The following is a 17,399-nucleotide window of genomic DNA, read 5'->3' on the forward strand; positions in this document are numbered from 1 at the left end:
GGCGCGCATCACCGCGGCCTCCGCCGCGTAGCTTCTCGCCGAGATCTCGCCCACCGTGTACTGGACGTACGGGTCCTCCACGGACCGTGCCGCGCCGCTGTGCGCGATGGGCCTGGCGCGGTCCCGGGCGAACGCCAGGGCGTCGGCGAGCGCGGCGGCGGCGATGCCGGCCTCGACCGCGGCGAGGTACAACTGCAGGAAGGGCGTCACCGGCGAGCGTCCGGCCCGGCCGGCGTGTCGGCCGATCTCCTCCGGATACACGGTGACGTCATCGAAGTCGGTCGTGCCGCTCGCGGTGAGCCGTTGTCCGACGCCGTCGAAGTCGTCGAGGAGCCGCATCCCCTCACGGTCACGCGGCAGGGTGAAGAACACCTTCTCGCCCTCGTCGTCGACCGCGGCGGCCCGTATCCAGTCGGCGTACAGGGCGCCCGTGCTGTAGTACTTGCTGCCGTTGATCTTGAAGTGGTCGCCGTGCCGGGTGATCCGCGACCGGACGGCTCCGCTGGGCCCGCCGATCTCCCAGCCCGCGTTGCCGAAGACGTCACCGGCGAGTACGCGCGGGTACCACTTCTCGCGTTCGGCCTCCGGGCCGGCCAGGAGGCCCTCGACGATTCCGAAGCACGGCCGGACGGCCTGGGCGATGTTGGAGTCGGCGGTGGCCAGATCGATGACGAAGCGGAACACCTCCTGGACCGACGAGCCCGCACCACCGTACTCACCGGGGATCCTGAAGGTGAACAGGCCTGCCTTGGCGATCGCGTGGATCTGTTCATGTGGCAGTTCGCGTCGCCGCTCGCGCTCCGCGGCGGTCGCGGCCAGTTCGGGCAGGATCTCGCCGGCCCGCCCGTAGAGGTCCGCCAGGCTGCTCATCGGGCGGTGCCCGAGGCGAACGGGATGCCGGCCGGTTCGCCGGCGTCCGGCGATGCGCCGGGATGCCGCCAGAGCCCGCGGGCGCGCAGGATGGGCAGTACGCCCTCACCGAACCAGTACGCCTCCTCGACGTGCGGATGGCCGGAGAGGACGAACTCCGTGATGCCGAGCCGGTGGTATTCCTCGATCCGGTCGGCGACCTCGGTGTGGCTGCCGACGAGCGCCGTGCCCGCTCCTCCGCGGACGAGGCCCACCCCGGCCCAGAGGTTCGGAGAGACCTCCAGCCGGTCCCGGCCGCCGCCGTGCAGCGCGAGCATCCGCCGCTGCCCTTCGGACTCGCTGCGGGCGAGCCCGGCCTGGACCTTCTCGACCGTCGCCGGGTCGATGCCGTCCAGGAGGCGCCCGGCCTGTGCCCACGCCTGCTCACCGGTGTCCCTGCTGATGACGTGGAGCCGGATGCCGTGCCGGACGGTACGGCCTTCGCCGGCCGCCAGCCCGTTGATCCACCCGATCTTCCCGCGCACCGCGGCCGGCGGCTCGCCCCAGGTCAGATAGGCGTCGACGTGGCGGGCCGCGACCGTCCCGGCCGCAGGGGAGGAGCCGCCGAAGTAGATGTCGGGGACCGGTTCCGGCGGCCTGCTCAGCCGCGCGCCCTCGACCCGCAGGTGCTCGCCGGTGAAGTCGACGCTCTCACCCCGCCACAGCGCGCGGACGATGTGCAGGAACTCACCGGTCCGCGCGTATCTCGCCTCCTTGTCGAGGAAGTCGCCGTACGCGCGCTGCTCGTGGCTCTCACCGCCGGTGACGACGTTGAGGAGCAGCCGCCCCCTGGAGTGCCGTTGGAAGGTGGCCGCCATCTGGGCCGCGAGCGTCGGTGTGACCAGGCCCGGCCGGAAGGCGACCAGGAACTTCAACCGTTCGGTCGTCTCGGTGAGCATCGCGGTCGTCAGCCAGGCGTCCTCGCACCAGGCGCCCGTGGGAGTCAGCGCGCCGGCGAAGCCGAGCTGTTCGGCCGCGTGCACGATCTGGCGCAGGTAGGCCAGGGTGGCGGGCCGGGCACCGCCGGCCGATCCGGCGGGCAGCCCGTGGCCGCCGCCCACGACGTCGCGGCTGTCGCCGTAGGTGGGCAGGAACCAGTGAAACGTCAGAGTCATCGTCATGTCCCTCAGAGGAGGCCGTGGGGCGGGGCGGCCGCCGCGATCGAGGCGGCGGCGGCCGAGTCGTCGGTCAGGTCGGCGCGTGCCGCGTCCAGGAGGGCCTCGGCCGCGCGCACCTTCACGGTGGGTTCGCCGACGCGCTGGCTGACGAGGGGGCGTCGGCGGCGCGGTCCAGTCCGCTCTCGAACCACGGCCGCGCCTTGGTCAGGACGAACTCGGTGGCCTCCTTCAGCGCGCCGCCCGCGTCGATCGCGGCGTGCAGGAGTCGCGCGAGCGCCCCGTGCACCTGCGGCCGCGTCCACCGCGAACTCCTCCGCGAGGCGCCGGGCGACGGTCAGGGCCTCGGCGTCATCCGAGATCACCTGGGCGGGACGGCCGTCCAGCGTGGGCGCGTCGAACCAGCCGATGCTCATGATGCTGGGCGTTCTGCGTGTTTCATGGTGGTTCAGGGTAATCCCTGTTAATCAGGTAGACAATGTGGGATTATGTGGGTTGTGAGTCGAGAGACACCCCTTGTCCGGCGTCGAGCCGTTGACTTCCTGCGCGTGTGCAGCAGCGCCTGTTGACACCCCCCGTCACCCAGGCCGAAGACTCCCCTCCACCCGTAAAGGGCCTCACCCCACCATGTTCACCAGCTCGAAAGCGCTGCTCAGCGCGGCACTGATCGCATCCACTCTGGCCTTGGCCGCCTGCGGCTCAGGCCACCACTCCGGCGGCACCGCGGCGAACGCCTCCCCGCGCACGGGAGGAACTCTCGTCCTGGGGGAGAACGGCGACGAGCCGGACTGCCTCGATCCTCATGAACTCAGCGACACCAACACCACGGTCGTCGACCGGCCGATCTTCGACTCTCTGATCTGGCAGGACCCGGGCGGCGCGCTGCGGCCCTGGCTGGCGTCGTCGTGGAAGGTCTCCCGTGACGGGTTGACGTACACGTTCGTGCTGCGCAAGGGGGTGCGGTTCAGCGACGGGTCGTCGTGGAACGCGGCGGCGTTGCAGGCTCTGGAGCACATGCGTGATCCGGCGACCAAGTCGCCGTTGGCGGCGGCCTACATCGCGCCGTACAAGGACAGCAAGGTCGTCGCCGACGACACCCTCCAGGTGCACCTGTCCACGCCGTACTCCGCCTTCCTCAACGTGCTCGCCCAGTCCTACCTCGCCATGGTCTCGCCCAAGCAGATCAAGGAGGCTCCACAGACGATCTGCGAGCACCCGATCGGCTCGGGCCCGTTCATCTTCGACAAGTGGGTCAAGGGCCAGAGCATCACCTACCACCGCAACCCCGGCTACAACTGGGCGCCGCCCGGTGCCAAGCACACCGGACCGGCCTACCTGGACAAGCTGGAGATCCGCTTCCTCGCCGAGGACGGCACGCGCTACAACGCCCTGGCCTCCGGCGACGTGGACGTCATCGACAACACTCCGCCCTCCAACGTCAAGGACGTGAAGTCCAACCCGGATCTCGGCTTCACCACGATCGACCGGCCGGGCCACCCGTTCTCCGTGTGGATCAACACGGGCCGGGCCCCCTTCAACGATCTGAGGGTCCGGCAGGCGCTGAGCCTCGCGGTCGACCGCAACGCGATCGTCAACAGCGTCTCCTTCGGGCAGTGGAAGCTCGCGACCGGCTTCGTCACACCGTCGACCCCGGACTACGCGAGCGGCCTGGCCGGCCGGATCGCCTACGACCCGGCCAGGGCCGGGCGGTTGCTCGACGCGGCCGGCTGGACCGCCCGGGACTCCGACGGCATCCGCACCAAGGACGGCAAGCGGCTGACCGCGATCGCACTCGACCCCGGCTCGGTTCCGCAGAACACCCAGATCCTCGTGCAGACGCAGGCGGCCGCCGCCAAGGCCGGCATCGAGATCAAGATTCAGAACGTCACGCCCCAGGCGTCCTCGGACCGTACGGCCAAGGGCGACTTCGACATATCCGACGGCATCTGGACCACCAACACCGCCGACGTGCTGTGGATCCAGTACGACTCGGCCAACATCACCACGCCGAAACGCCAGGGCCAGAACGTGACCAGACTGGCCGACGGAGCCCTCGACAAGCTCCTCGACCAGGCGCGGCGCACCACGGACGACCGGACCCGCGCCGAGCTGTACCGGCAGGCGCAGACACGGCTGATCGAGCTCACGCCGGCCATCCCGCTCTACAACCGGCCCAGCCTGGTGTCCTACGGCACGAAGGTCCACGGCCTGGGCTGGGACTACGCGTACGGCGCGGTCGACTTCCACGACGCGTGGGTGGGCCGATGAGACGAAGACACGTCGCCGCGATCGTGGTCGGCGCGGGCCTCGTGTCGGCCGGGTGCGGCGGAGGCGGTACCTCCGGCGGCGGCACCCCGAAGCCCGGCGGGACCCTGGTCTTCGCGGAGAACGGCCAGGAGCCGACCTGCCTCGACCCCCACGGCAACGCCAGCTCCGACGGCCCCGTGACGACGGTCCCCGTGTCGGACTCGCTGGTGTGGTTCGGCGCGGACGGCACGATCCGGCCGTGGCTCGCCGACAGCTGGAAGGTCTCCCGTGACGGGCTGACGTACACGTTCGTGCTGCGCAAGGGGGTGCGGTTCAGCGACGGGTCGTCGTGGAACGCGGCGGCGTTGCAGGCTCTGGAGCACATGCGTGATCCGGCGACCAAGTCGCCGTTGGCGGCGGCGTACATCGCGCCGTACAAGGACAGCAAGGTCGTCGACGACGACACCCTCCAGGTGCACCTGTCCACGCCGTACTCGCCGTTCCTGGACATCCTCGGGCAGGGGTACCTCGGCATGATCTCGCCCAAGCAGATCAAGGAGGCTCCACAGACGATCTGCGAGCACCCGATCGGTTCCGGCCCGTTCATCCTCGACAAGTGGGTCAAGGGCCAGAGCATCACCTACCACCGCAACCCCGGCTACGACTGGGGACCCGCGGGGGCCCGGCACACCGGGCCCGCCTACCTGGACAAGCTGGAGATCCGCTTCCTCGGCGAGGACGGCACGCGCTACAACGCGCTCGCCTCCGGTGAGGTGGACGCGATCGACTTCACCCCGCCCCAGAACGTCGCCGACGTGAAGGCCGATCCCGACCTCGGGTTCCTCAGCGCCATCCGGCCGGGTCACCCGATGTCGTTCTGGTTGAACACCTCGCGTGCCCCGTTCAACGACGTGCGGGTGCGGCAGGCGCTGCTGGCCGCGGTCGACCGCGCCGCGATCATCAAGGGGATCTCGTTCGGGCAGTACCAGGTGGCGCAGGGGTTCGTCACGTCGTCGACGCCGGGCTACGCGAGCGGGCTGGCCGGCCGGATCGCCTACGACCCGGCCAAAGCCGGGCGGTTGCTCGACGCGGCCGGCTGGACCGCCCGGGACTCCGACGGCATCCGCACCAAGAACGGCAGGCGGCTGACCGCCTACTTCCCGATCGACCCGACCTTCCCCGCGCAGCGCATGCAGATCGCCGTGCAGACACAGGCCGCGGCCAAGAAGGTCGGCATCGACATCCGGCTCCAGACCCCCTCCACGCAGCAGGTCAGTGACCGGACCCGGGTGGGCGACTACGACCTGGCGTCCGGCCTGTGGGCCACCAACACGGCCGACGTGCTCTGGATCGAGTACGACTCGGCCAACATCACCACGCCGAAACGCCAGGGCCAGAACGTCGCGCGCCTGTCGGACGGCAAGCTGGACGGCCTGCTCCAGGCCGCGCGGGAGACCACCGACCAGGCCGAACGGACCGCGTTGTACAACGAGGCGCAGGCCAGGCTGATCGAGCTGGCACCGGCCATTCCGTTCTACGACGACCCGCGGCCGGTCGCGTTCAAGAAGCGCGTGCACGGGCTGAGCTTCACGCCGGCCTACCCGTCACCGTACTTCTACGACACCTGGCTGGACCGATGAGGAGGATCGTGCGGCTGGTCGGGGCGCGCCTGCTCGCCGGAGTCGGGGTGATGTGGGGGGCGGCGACCCTCACCTTCGCCGTCCTCTACCTCTCCCCGGGCAACCAGGCCCTGGCCATCGTCGGCGGGGAGAACTCCGCGCCGACCCCCGAGGTGATCGCGCAGGTCACCCGGGAGTACGGCCTGAACCGGCCCTGGTACGTGCAGTACGTGTCCTACGTCGGACGGGTGCTCCGCGGCGACCTGGGCACGTCCTACCGGTTGCAGACGCCGGTGACACAGGCGATCGGGGAACAGGCCGGCGCGACGATCGAACTCGCGCTGGCCGCGGCCGTGCTCGGCATCGGACTCGCGACGGCCGTCGCGCTGGCGACGGCCAAACGCCGCCGTTGGATCCGCGGTGTCGCCGCGGGCGCCGAGGCGGTGGTCGCGTCGACGCCGGTGTTCTGGCTCGGCATCCTGCTCCTGACGGTCTTCTCCTTCCAACTGCGGCTCCTGCCCGCGACCGGCAGCAGTGGCCTGCGGTCGCTCGTCCTGCCCGCCCTGGCGCTGGCCCTGCCGATCGCCGGAGTGCTCGGCCATGTCCTGCGCGAGGCTCTCGAAGAGGTGCTCGATGAGCCGTTCATCATCAGCGCCCGCACGCGCGGCCTCACCGACCTGGCCGTCCGGCTGCGGCACGCCCTCCGGCACGCCCTGGTCACGCTGGTCACCATGACCGGCTACTGGGTCGGCGCCCTGCTCGGCGGTGCCGTCGTCACCGAGACGCTGTTCACCCGGCAGGGCATCGGCCGGCTGCTGCTGAACGCGGTCAACGCGAAGGACCTGCCCGTCGTCCTGGGGGTCGTGCTGCTGTCGGCCCTCGCCTACGTGCTGGTCAACCTCCTGGTCGACCTGCTCTATCTGGCCATCGACCCACGGCTGCGCGACGTGCCCGCGATCGGCGACCCGACCGTGGAGGGTGCCGCATGACCGCCCTGACCGCCCGGCGTTTCCGGTGGCGCCCCGGTGTCCGGCCCGGCGTGTACGTCGCGGCGCTGGTCCTCGTGCTGCTGGTGCTGGCCGCCGTGGTGCCGCATCTGTTCACCTCCCAGGATCCGCTTGCCGTCGACAGCGCCCAGACGTTGCGTCCGCCGAGCGCGCGGCACCTGCTCGGCACCGACGAGAACGGCCGGGACGTGTTCAGCCGGATCATCTTCGGGACGAGGAACTCCCTCCTGCTCGGCTTCGGCGCGGTCGGGATCGCCCTGGTCGGCGGCGGCCTGCTGGGGGCCGCCGCCGGACTGGGCAACCGGTACGTCGAGGGCCTGATCATGCGGCTCGCGGACGTCGGGCTGGCCTTCCCCGAACTGCTGCTGGCCCTCGTGGTGATCACTGTGGCCGGCGGCGGCACCTCGAACGCGCTGCTGGCGATCGGCGTCGCCTACATCCCCAACTACGCGCGTGTGGTGCGCGCGCAGACCCTGTCCATCCGCCGGTCGAGCTACGTCGAGGCGGCCCACGCGCTCGGGCTCTCGGCACCCCGCGTGGTGGTCCGGCACGTGCTGCCGAACGCGATCAAGCCGGTGCTGATCCTGGCCACCATCGGTGTCGGCACCGCGCTGGTGGCGGGATCGGCGTTGAGCTTTCTCGGTCTCGGCACGCCACCGCCGCAGCCCGAATGGGGATCGATGCTGTCGACCGCGCGGAACTTCATCTCGCGGGCCTGGTGGTACGGCCTGTTCCCCGGCGCGGCCATCACGCTCACCGTCGTCAGCGTGACCGTCGTGGGCCGGGCACTTCGGATGCGATCGGAAGGAAGGACCTGGTGACCGTGCTGCGCGTTGAGGACCTGCGGGTCGGGTTCGGCGGGCCGGACGTCGTCGACGGCATCTCCTTCGAGGTGCACGAGGGCGAGTGCCTCGCCCTCGTCGGCGAGTCGGGTTCGGGCAAGAGCGTCACCGCGCGGACCCTCGTCGGGCTGACCGGCGACGGCGCGAAGGTCCGCGCGGGCGAGCTGACCTTCGCGGGCCGGGACCTGACCGCCCTGCGCGAACGCGACTGGCGCGGGATCCGGGGCGGCCGGATCGGCTTCGTGCTGCAGGACGCCCTCGTGTCCCTCGACCCGCTGCGCAAGGTCGGCAAGGAGATCGACGAGGTGCTCGCCGCGCACACCCGGCTCTCCGGAACGAAGCGGCGCGCACGGGTCGTCGAACTGCTCGCCGAGGTGGGTGTGCCCGACCCGGAGCTGCGCTCGCGGCAACTGCCGCACGAACTGTCGGGCGGGCTCCGGCAGCGGGCGCTGATCGCGACCGCCATCGCCGGCGAACCCGAGCTGATCATCGCCGACGAGCCGACGACCGCGCTGGACGTGACGATCCAGGCCCAGGTGCTCCGCCTGCTGGCGGACCTGAAGAGCAAGGACCGGTCGCTTCTGATCATCAGCCACGACCTGGCCGTGGTGGCCAGGCTCGCCGACAGGGTCGCCGTGATGAAGGACGGCCGCATCGTCGAGCACGGAACCGTGCACAAGGTGCTGTCCCGGCCGGAGCACGAGTACACCAGGCAGTTGCTGGCCGCGATCCCCACCGAGCACACCAGGGGCAGCCGGCTCTCCGGGACCGCCCCATCCGTGCCCAGGCCCCGCCGCGAGCCGGGAGACGTCGTGGTACGAGCCGAGGGGATCGGCAAGTCCTTCCGCGGACCCGACGGCCGGTTCCGCGCCGCGGTGCGCGACGTCTCCTTCACCCTGCGCGCCGCCGAGACGGTGGGCATCGTCGGCGAGTCGGGCTCGGGCAAGACCACGACCGCCAGAATCGTGCTCGGGCTGACCGAGCCCGACGCCGGATCGGCCGAGGTGCACGGGCAGAGCTGGGCCGGGCTCGGTTCCGCCGCCCGGCGGGCCCTGCGCCGGGACATCCAGGTCATCTACCAGGACACGCTCGCCGCGTTCGATCCCCGCCACACCGTGGCGAAGGTGCTCGGCGAGGCGCTGACGGTCTCCGGAGTGCCCCGCAACCGCCGGCGGCGACGTGTGGTGGAACTGCTCGAAATGGTCGGCCTCGGCGCGGAGCACCTGAACCGCCGGGCGTTGCAGCTGTCGGGCGGCCAGCGTCAGCGGGTCGCCATCGCCCGCGCGCTGGCGCCCGAGCCGGCGGTGATCGTCTGCGACGAGCCCGTCTCCGCGCTGGACGTGTCCGTGCAGGCCCAGGTGCTCGACCTGCTGGACGACGTGCAACGGGAGACGGGAGTCGCCTACCTGTTCATCTCCCACGACCTGGGCGTGATCCGTCACGCCTGCGACCGCGTGCTGGTGATGAAGGACGGCCGGGTGGTGGAGGAGGGCGCCGTGGAGACGGTGTTCCTCTCGCCCGAACATCCCTACACCCAGGAGCTCATCGCCGCCATTCCCCGTCTGACGGCCGCGTGAGGAGATCCCCATGGTCCATCTGATCAAGACCGACGAGGAGGCCGTCGAGGTCGCCCGTACGCTGGCCCGCGAGTTCGCCGAAGGAGCGGCGCGCCGGGACGCCGAGCGGGCCCTGCCGCATGCCGAGATCGAGGCCCTTTCCGCCAGTGGGCTACTCGGCATCACGGTGCCGCCCGAACACGGCGGCGCCGGCGTACGCGCGGCGACCCTCGGCGCGGTCATCAGAGAACTGTCCGCCGCCGACGGCAGCATCGGCCAGATTCCGCAGAACCACTTCTGGTACGTCGACGCGATCCGGGAGGTCGGGACGCCCGAGCAGCAGGCGTTCTTCTACCGTGAGGTGCTGGCGGGCCGGCGGCTCGGCAACGCGGCGGTCGACGCGCGCGCCCCCGACGGGTCGAGGACCCGCGTCCGGCTGCGGCCGTCGGCGGACGGCGGCCGGCTCCTGTCCGGGCACAAGGTCTACTCCACCGGGGCCCTGTTCGCGCACTGGATCCCGGTCGCCGCCTTCGACGACGAGGACCGGCACCACACGGCGTACGTCCCCCACGACGCGCCGGGCCTGACCGTGGTCGACGACTGGGACGGGATGGGGCAGCGGACCACCGCGAGCGGTACGGTCCTGCTCGACGACGTCCACGTGCCGGCCGACCGCATCATTCCCAGCCACCGTGCCTACGAGCGGGCCGGCACGTTCCGCAGCTTCGGGCTGCTCCTGCACGCCGCGATCGACACCGGCATCGCGGAAGGGGCACTGGCCGACGGCGCCGCCTTCCTGCGCGGCTACACCAAGGGCGGCTGGCCGCGGAACCCGCCCACGCGGGTCGTCGACGATCCCGTCGTCATTCAGCGGTTCGGGGAGCTCGCCGTGCTGACGCGTGCCGCCCGGGCGCTGCTCGAGAGCGCGGGCGACACCATCGACGAGGCACGGGCCGCGATCGCCGAGACCGACGACCCGGAGGAGGCGGCCCGCTGGGAGGCCGAGGCGGCGGTGGCGATGGCGGCGGCCCGCGTCCAGGCCGACTCCGCCGCGAACCGCGTGACCGGCGAGTGGTTCGAGCTCGCCGGCGCGAGCGCCTCGCTGCGGTCGCTCAACCTGGACCGGCACTGGCGCAACGCCCGTACGCACACGCTCCACGACCCGCGGCGGCTCAAGGTGCACGACGTCGGCGACTACCACCTCAACGGCAGGGCTCCCGCCCGCCGCCCGTTCGACCCCCGGAGTGAACGACGTTGACCGGCATCATCCACTTCAACCTCTTCGAGATGAACTGCGTCGGCCACATCCAGCACGGGCTGTGGACGCACGAGAACAACAACCGGCATCGCTACACGGACCTGGAGTACTGGACCGAACTGGCCAGGCTGCTGGAGCGCGGCCTGTTCGACGCGGTCTTCCTCGCCGACGTGGTCGGCACCTACGACCGCTTCCGAGGCGGCCCGGAGACCGCCATCAGGGAGGCCGTGCAGATCCCCGCGAACGACCCCCTGCTCGTGGTGCCCGCGATGGCGGCCGTGACGCGGCACCTGGGCTTCGCGGTGACGTTCTCCACCACGTACGAGCCGCCGTTCGCGCACGCCCGCCGGATGTCCACCCTGGACCACCTCACCAAGGGCCGGGTGGCCTGGAACGTGGTGACGTCCTATCTGCGCAGCGCGGCCAGGAACTTCGGGCTGGACGACGAGATCGAGCACGACCTGCGCTATGAGATCGCCGAGGAGTACCTCGAGGTGCTCTACAAGCTGTGGGAGGGCAGCTGGGAGGATGACGCCGTGGTCCGCGACCGGGCCCGCCACGTCTACACGGATCCGGCGAAGGTCCATCCGATCGACCACGTGGGAGAACACTTCAGGGTCGCGGGGCCGCACCTGTCCGAGCCGTCTCCGCAGCGCACCCCCGTGATCTACCAGGCGGGCAACTCCGAGCGGGGGAGGGACTTCGCGGCCAGGCACGCCGAGGCGATCTTCGCCGGCGCCTCCTCGATCGAAGCGATGCGGGCGCAGATCGCCGACATCAAGCGGCGGGCGGCCGGGTTCGGCCGCGACCCCGAGCACGTCAAGGTCTTCCCCGGCGCCTCGGTCATCGTCGGACGGACGCAGGAGGAGGCCGACGCGAAGACCGCGGACCTGCAGCGCCACATCAGGCCGGAGGGGTTCCTGGCCCAGCGGGGGAGCGGGATCGACCTGGCCGCCTACGATCCCGGCGACCGCGTCGACGACATCGTCGCGCGCGGTGGCGACTTCACCGAACGCGCCGTACGCCCGCTGGTGGGCCGCGGCCTGCGGGTGGGGGACATCCTGGAGTCGATCGGCCGGATCGGCCACGGCGGACCGTTCTTCGTGGCGGGCACGCCCACGCGGGTGGCGGACGAGATCGAGCGTTGGGCCGATGAGACCGGTGCGGCCGGGTTCAACCTGATGCAGTATCTGTCCCCGGGGACGGCCGAGGACTTCATCGAACTCGTCGTTCCCGAACTCCAGCGACGCGGCCGCTACCGCGAGTCCTACGACGACGGCACCTTGCGGGAGCGCCTGCTCGGGCGCGGCATCCACCGGCTGCCCGACACGCACCCGGGCGCGGCGTTCCGCCGGTAGGCCGCACCGTCGGCGTTCACCGCGTGGGCCTAGGCGACGGGATCGAGCGTTCGACGCGGGTCTCTCGGCTGGTCCGTCTGCGCCGGGAGCGCCTGAAGGATGTCCTCCACCCGGGCCTTGGCGTCGCCGAAGAGCATCTGGGTGTTCTCGCGGAAGAAGAGCGGGTTCTGCACACCGGCGTAGCCGACCGCCATCGAGCGCTTGAAGACGATGACGTCCCTGGCCTCCCAGACCCGCAGCACCGGCATGCCGGCGATGGGGGAGGCGGGGTCCTCGTCGGCGGCCGGGTTGACGGTGTCGTTGGCGCCGATGACCAGGACGACGTCGGTGCCGGCGAGGTCGTCGTTGATCTCGTCCATCTCCAGGACGATGTCGTAGGGCACCTTGGCCTCGGCGAGCAGCACGTTCATGTGCCCGGGCAGACGTCCGGCGACCGGGTGGATGGCGAAGCGGACGTCGACGCCGCGTTCGCGCAGCCTTCTGGTCAGCTCGGCCACCGGGTACTGCGCCTGGGCGACGGCCATGCCGTAGCCCGGCGTGATCACCACCGACGAGGCGTCGCGTAGCAACTCGGCCGCGCCGGAGGCGTCGATCTCGCGGTGTTCGCCGTAGTCGGCGTCGTCGGCCGGCGCGGCCTCGACGCCGAAGCCGCCGGCGATGACGGAGATGAACGAGCGGTTCATCGCCTGGCACATGATGTAGCTCAGGTAGGCACCGGACGAGCCGACCAGCGCCCCGGTGACGATGAGCAGGTTGTTGTCGAGCAGGAAGCCCGACGCCGCCGCGGCCCAGCCCGAGTAGCTGTTGAGCATCGACACGACCACCGGCATGTCACCGCCTCCGATGGAGGCGACCAGGTGCCAGCCGAGGGCGAGCGCGACCGCGGTGACGGCGATCAGCAACGGCAGGTTCGGTGAGTGGACGAAGAAGACGGTGAGCACGACGAACGCGGCCAGGGCGCCGAGGTTGATGTAGTTCTTGCCCGGCAGCATCAGCGGGGCCGACTTGATCCGCGCCGACAGCTTGAGGTTGGCGACGATCGAACCGGTGAGGGTGACGGCACCGATGAAGACGCCGATGAACACCTCGGCGTGGTGGATGCGCAGCAGCGATCCGGCGAATTCGACCTGGCCGCCGTTGTGCTCGACCGAGTAGTAGCCGTCCCAGCCGACCAGCGCGGCGGCCAGGCCGACGAAGCTGTGCAGCAGCGCGATCAGCTCGGGCATGCCGGTCATCTCGACGACCCGGGCCCGCCACAGGCCGATGCCGGCGCCGACGACGATCGCCACGACCAGCAGCACGACGGCCACGGCACGCGCGTGCTCGGTGGCCACGCCGATGGTGGCGGCCAGCGCGATGACCATGCCCGAGATGCCGAAGACGATGCCCTGCTTGGCCGTCTCGTGCCTGCTCAGGCCGGCGAGGGACAGGACGAACAACAGCGCGGCGACGATGTACGCCGCGTCCGCGATCGAATGAGTACTCACTTTGACGCCCCGTGGTGTCTCTGGCTGTGGAGGTTCGTGGTCGGACCGTGCCGTTGGTGCGCTACTCCTTCGTGAACATGCCGAGCATGCGTCGGGTGACGGCGAAGCCGCCGAAGATGTTGATGGACGCCAGCAGGATGGCGACGGCCGACAACACGATGACGAGGATGTCGTCGCCGCTGCCCCGGATGCCGATCTGCAACATGGCGCCGACGACGATGATCCCGGAGATGGCGTTGGTGACCGACATCAGCGGCGTGTGCAGCGCGTGGTGTACCTTGCCGATCACGTAGTAGCCGATCACCACCGCCAGCATCAGCACGGTGAAGTGCTCGGGGATCGGCGGCGGGGCCAGCGCCGAGATCAGCCACAGCACGGCGATCCCGAGGCCCACGGCGGCGAACTTCACCCGGGCCGGGCGAGGCGCCTTCACCGGCTTGGGCGCGGCCGCCGGGATGGGCTCCGCGGGCGGGGTCGAGGACACCTGGACGGGCGGCGGCGGCCACAGCTTCTCGCCGTCGCGGACCACCGTGATGCCGCGCTGCACGACGTCGTCGAGGTCGAGCACGACCTTCCCGTCCTTGCCCGGCGTCAGCAGCTTCATCAGGTTGACCAGGTTGGTGCCGTACAGCTGACTGGCCTGCGCGGGCAGCCGGCCGGCGAGATCGGTGTAGCCGATGATCGTCACGCCGTTGCCGGTGGTGATGACCTCTCCGGCCACCGAGCCCGCGACGTTGCCGCCCTGCGCCGCGGCCATGTCGACGATCACCGAGCCCGGCTTCATCGCCGCGACGTGTTCGGCGCTCAGCAGCTTGGGCGCCGGCCGCCCCGGGATCAGCGCGGTGGTGATGACGATGTCGACGTCGGCGGCCTGCGCGGAGTAGATCTCGGCGGCCCGCCGGTCGTACTCCTCGCTCGTCGCCCGTGCGTAGCCGTCGCCGGACGCCTTCTGCTCGACCTCGACGGCCAGGAACTCACCCCCCAGCGAGCGCACCTGGTCGGCCACCTCCGGCCTCGGGTCGGTGGCCCGTACGACCGCGCCCAGGCTCGACGCCGCACCGATCGCGGCCAGTCCGGCCACTCCGGCGCCGGCCACCAGCACCTTGGCCGGCGGCACCTTGCCCGCGGCCGTCACCTGGCCGGTGAAGAACCGGCCGAAGACGTGAGCCGCCTCGACCACCGCGCGGTACCCGGCGATGTTGGCCATCGAACTCAGCACGTCCAGCGACTGCGCCCGCGAGATCCGCGGCACCGCGTCCATCGCCAGCGCGGTGATCGGCCGCGCCGCCAGGGCGTCGAGCAGTTCCGGGTCCGACGCCGGCGCCAGCAGCGCCACCACGATCGCGCCGTCGTGCAGCCGGGCGATCTCCTCGGCCGTCGGGGCGTTGACCTTGAACACGACCTCGGCGGCCCACGGGTCGCCGATCGCCGCCCCGGCCTCGGCGTAGGCGTCATCGGTGAAGCTCGACCGCTCACCGGCCCCGGCCTCGACGACCACGTTGTACCCCAGGCCCTGTAACTGCCTTACCGTCTTCGGGGTCGCGGCCACCCGGGTCTCGTTCTGGCTCTCGCTGACAACACCAATGAGCATCCTGCGGGTCCATTCGGAAGCCGGCGTGGCGCGTGGGCCAGCCGCAGAATTTTCATGACCGGGTCATCCAATCATTTCGGCTGAGGCAACCTGCCTCCGGGGCTGCCGAACCAGTGGTATAGCGGCCACGGCGCGGTCGGAGCCTGGCGCGGCATCCGTCCACCGGTCGCCCGCTTTCACCCCGGATCGGGCGGCCCGCCGACCTCGTCGAGGTCGCCGGCGAGCGCGTCCGGCGCGCGCATGCGCCACGCGTCGGTCATGAGCTCCCTCAGCCGGTCGAGCTCCACCTCGGCCAGGCGCAGCATCACCAGGGGCAGGCCGTTGTAGCCGGGTGTGGTGAAGAAGAGGTCGGGCTCGCCGAGGAGGAGAGCCTGCTTTTCGGCCTCGTCGCCGACGAAGAGCACCGCGATATCGGTTCGGATCACACGCGGCTTACCCGGCGTGCGCTCGGGATAGGACCAGACGAACCCCTTGTCGGCCACCCGGAAGTCGAAGCCGTCACTTTCGATCTCCGCCACGTGAGGCAGAGACAGCGCCAACCGGCGCACATCGTCGGCGTCAGCCACCGAGATCCCTCCCAGAGCGCACGATCCGCATGTGCAGAGGCTACGCGCCGGCAGCCTGGAGACTGATCCCGGCCGGGCGCCGGGACGGTGGCGGCACGTCGGCCGGCCGGGCGCCTCAGGCCGTTCGGAGGCGGATCCGGCGTAGCGCGTCGGGCGCACCGCGGAGGCGATAGCGTGTCGTGATCATGAAATCGCGATGAACATCGCATGGCCAGGAGAAGGACGGCGCGTGACGGAGCGGATGAAGATCCTTGGTGGGCTGCTGCTTCTCCTGCTCACGGCGCTGCTGGGCGTCGCCGCCAAGACGGCGACGCTCACCCGTATCGACATCCGGCTGGACGAACATCTCACACCGATGCGGGATGCCGTACTCACGCTGGGGGCGAAGGGGGCCACGGTCGCCGCCCAGGCGGCGGTGGGCGCGGTGATCGCCGTGGTCGTTCCGATCGGCCTGTGGCTGCTGCGCCGGCGCCGGGACGCGTTGATCGCCGTCAGTGTGATGGCGGGTTCGCTCGCGGTCGCGTTCGTCGCCAAGATCTCCGTGGCCGAGCATCGGCCGCCGCAGCGGCTGTGGGTGATTCCGCCGGACAACAAGGAGAGCTTTCCCAGCGGGCACGCCACCGTGGCGGCCGCCGTCGCGCTGCTGTTGTTCCTGCTGGTACGAGGGCGGTTGCGGGTGCTCGTGGCGATCCTCGGCGTGTTGTTCGCGCTCGGTGTGGGCCTTGCCCGGGTCTATCTCGGAGTGCACTACCCGGTGGACGTCGTCGGTGGATACCTCGTTGCGACCGGGGTGTCGCTCGTGGTCGTCGGCTTCTTCGACATCCCATCGATCCGCCGTGGCCTTGAGGACGTCGGAACGCCGGTATCCGGACGCCATCACGCGGGACGTGCGTCCCGGGTCACGGCGGAGCGCCGCTGACCTCCGGCTCCGGTCGGCGCCTCGTACGGCGCGGTGCCGGGGTCGGAGGGGCCGGGAGCAGGACGCGTCGTGGCCACGGTCGCCATCGCGATCCCACCGGCGAGGAACAGGCCGGCCGGGACGATCCAGCCGAGCTCGAAGCCGGCCGGCGGGGCCAGCAGGGCCGGTCCCGCGCTCCGGGCCATCGGGACGGCCGCCCCGTAGGTCGCCTGCCAGGCGGCCGTGCCGCCGGCGGGCGCGAGCCGGTACCCGAGGTCCCACGCCCCGGCGGCGAAGTGGACCTCGCCAAGGACCTGCGTCACGATGCCCGCCGCCAGCCCGAGGGCGACCAGAACGGGCGCGAGACGGTGGCCTAGGAGAGTCGTCCACAACAGGACCGACGACGTCGCGAGCAGGGCCGCGCCCGTCAGCAGGGCGCGCCGGGCTCGCGCGGCGGTCGTGACCCCGATGGCGGCTCGGCGCTGTATCGCCATGACGCCCAGGGTGTTGGCGAGGAAGCACGCGGAGATGGTCCATGCCGGGACTCCGGGCGCATTGGTGATCATCAACGGCAACGCGACGCTCAGCATGGGCATGTACAGGTAGAGCGCGGATGCGGCGGCGGTCGCGACCAACTGGGGCATTGTCGTACGGCCGGTCTCGCCCGCGCCGGCCGACGCCGTTCGGGCCGGTGCGAAGATCCGGATCCCCTTCGCGATCAGCAGGCCGGTGACCAGGTAGAGCAGCGCGTCGCCGGCCACGGCGACGCGCAGGGCCCAGATCTCGCCCAGGCCCAGTGCCAGGCCGCCCATGGCGGCGCCCGCGGCCACCGCCCCGTTGCCGATGGACTGCAGCCTGGCCCGTTCGATGACGGCGGCCGCCGGGTCCGCCGCGGTCTGGACGAGTGCGGCGCGCAACCCACCCCAGGCGCTCTGGCCGCCGGCGT

Annotated in this window: 15 protein-coding genes; 8 read left to right on the forward strand and 7 right to left on the reverse strand. The window is 71.1% G+C overall.

Annotated elements, in window-relative coordinates:
• The 3 genes from ACFFNX_RS26595 to ACFFNX_RS26605 all read right to left on the reverse strand — a co-directional run.
• Positions 1-870: acyl-CoA dehydrogenase family protein (locus tag ACFFNX_RS26595; RefSeq protein WP_378207864.1), on the reverse strand; the 870-nt coding region annotated here is incomplete at its 3' end.
• Entirely contained in the window at positions 867-2,024 is a 1,158-nt protein-coding gene (locus ACFFNX_RS26600) for an LLM class flavin-dependent oxidoreductase (RefSeq protein ID WP_378207867.1), read from the reverse strand. The genes ACFFNX_RS26595 and ACFFNX_RS26600, both read right to left, overlap by 4 nt.
• A gap of 121 nt (positions 2,025-2,145) precedes the next feature.
• Positions 2,146-2,313 carry a hypothetical protein gene (locus tag ACFFNX_RS26605; protein WP_378207870.1) on the reverse strand — a complete coding sequence of 56 codons (168 nt, stop codon included), beginning with the start codon at positions 2,311-2,313 and terminating at the stop codon, positions 2,146-2,148.
• Between the two features lie 338 nt (positions 2,314-2,651).
• Here ACFFNX_RS26605 and ACFFNX_RS26610 point away from each other — a divergent pair, with 338 nt between their 5' ends.
• The 7 genes from ACFFNX_RS26610 to ACFFNX_RS26640 are packed head-to-tail and all read left to right on the forward strand — an operon-like array spanning position 2,652 to position 11,911.
• Positions 2,652-4,292, forward strand: coding sequence for an ABC transporter substrate-binding protein (locus tag ACFFNX_RS26610; RefSeq protein WP_378207873.1), 1,641 nt, complete (start codon positions 2,652-2,654; stop codon positions 4,290-4,292).
• Complete coding sequence (locus tag ACFFNX_RS26615; RefSeq protein WP_378207876.1) at positions 4,289-5,911, forward strand: ABC transporter substrate-binding protein; 1,623 nt, start codon at positions 4,289-4,291, stop codon at positions 5,909-5,911. Before ACFFNX_RS26610 ends, ACFFNX_RS26615 begins: the two co-directional genes overlap by 4 nt.
• 8 nt (positions 5,912-5,919) lie before the next feature.
• Complete coding sequence (locus tag ACFFNX_RS26620; protein WP_378207879.1) at positions 5,920-6,879, forward strand: ABC transporter permease; 960 nt, start codon at positions 5,920-5,922, stop codon at positions 6,877-6,879.
• Positions 6,876-7,718 (forward strand): ABC transporter permease, encoded by an 843-nt coding sequence (locus ACFFNX_RS26625; protein WP_378207882.1) that lies wholly within the window; start codon positions 6,876-6,878, stop codon positions 7,716-7,718. Before ACFFNX_RS26620 ends, ACFFNX_RS26625 begins: the two co-directional genes overlap by 4 nt.
• Entirely contained in the window at positions 7,715-9,316 is a 1,602-nt protein-coding gene (locus ACFFNX_RS26630; RefSeq protein ID WP_378207885.1) for a dipeptide ABC transporter ATP-binding protein, read from the forward strand. Before ACFFNX_RS26625 ends, ACFFNX_RS26630 begins: the two co-directional genes overlap by 4 nt.
• Before the next feature lie 10 nt (positions 9,317-9,326).
• Complete coding sequence (locus tag ACFFNX_RS26635) at positions 9,327-10,553, forward strand: SfnB family sulfur acquisition oxidoreductase (protein ID WP_378207888.1); 1,227 nt, start codon at positions 9,327-9,329, stop codon at positions 10,551-10,553.
• A complete protein-coding gene (locus tag ACFFNX_RS26640; RefSeq protein ID WP_378207891.1) occupies positions 10,550-11,911 on the forward strand; it encodes an LLM class flavin-dependent oxidoreductase in 1,362 nt (453 codons plus the stop codon). Before ACFFNX_RS26635 ends, ACFFNX_RS26640 begins: the two co-directional genes overlap by 4 nt.
• Before the next feature lie 29 nt (positions 11,912-11,940).
• On the opposite strand, the gene pntB is transcribed toward ACFFNX_RS26640, so the two are convergent.
• From pntB to ACFFNX_RS26655, 3 genes are all read right to left on the reverse strand, one after another.
• On the reverse strand, positions 11,941-13,398 hold the full coding sequence (gene pntB, locus ACFFNX_RS26645; protein WP_378207894.1) for a Re/Si-specific NAD(P)(+) transhydrogenase subunit beta: 1,458 nt from the start codon (positions 13,396-13,398) through the stop codon (positions 11,941-11,943).
• 61 nt (positions 13,399-13,459) lie between these two features.
• Positions 13,460-14,989, reverse strand: a complete 1,530-nt coding sequence (locus ACFFNX_RS26650; protein WP_378207897.1) for a Re/Si-specific NAD(P)(+) transhydrogenase subunit alpha — start codon at positions 14,987-14,989, stop codon at positions 13,460-13,462.
• Between the two features lie 176 nt (positions 14,990-15,165).
• Positions 15,166-15,555 (reverse strand): MmcQ/YjbR family DNA-binding protein, encoded by a 390-nt coding sequence (locus ACFFNX_RS26655; RefSeq protein WP_378207901.1) that lies wholly within the window; start codon positions 15,553-15,555, stop codon positions 15,166-15,168.
• 229 nt (positions 15,556-15,784) lie between these two features.
• Here ACFFNX_RS26655 and ACFFNX_RS26660 point away from each other — a divergent pair, with 229 nt between their 5' ends.
• Positions 15,785-16,474, forward strand: coding sequence for a phosphatase PAP2 family protein (locus ACFFNX_RS26660; RefSeq protein WP_378207904.1), 690 nt, complete (start codon positions 15,785-15,787; stop codon positions 16,472-16,474).
• Here ACFFNX_RS26660 and ACFFNX_RS26665 read toward each other — a convergent pair.
• Positions 16,432-17,399: hypothetical protein (locus ACFFNX_RS26665; protein WP_378207907.1), on the reverse strand; the 968-nt coding region annotated here is incomplete at its 5' end. The two genes, ACFFNX_RS26660 and ACFFNX_RS26665, sit on opposite strands and share 43 nt — an antisense overlap.

It is taken from the genome of Actinoallomurus acaciae, from assembly GCF_042429965.1.
Classification (GTDB): Bacteria; Actinomycetota; Actinomycetes; order Streptosporangiales; family Streptosporangiaceae; genus Actinoallomurus; species Actinoallomurus acaciae.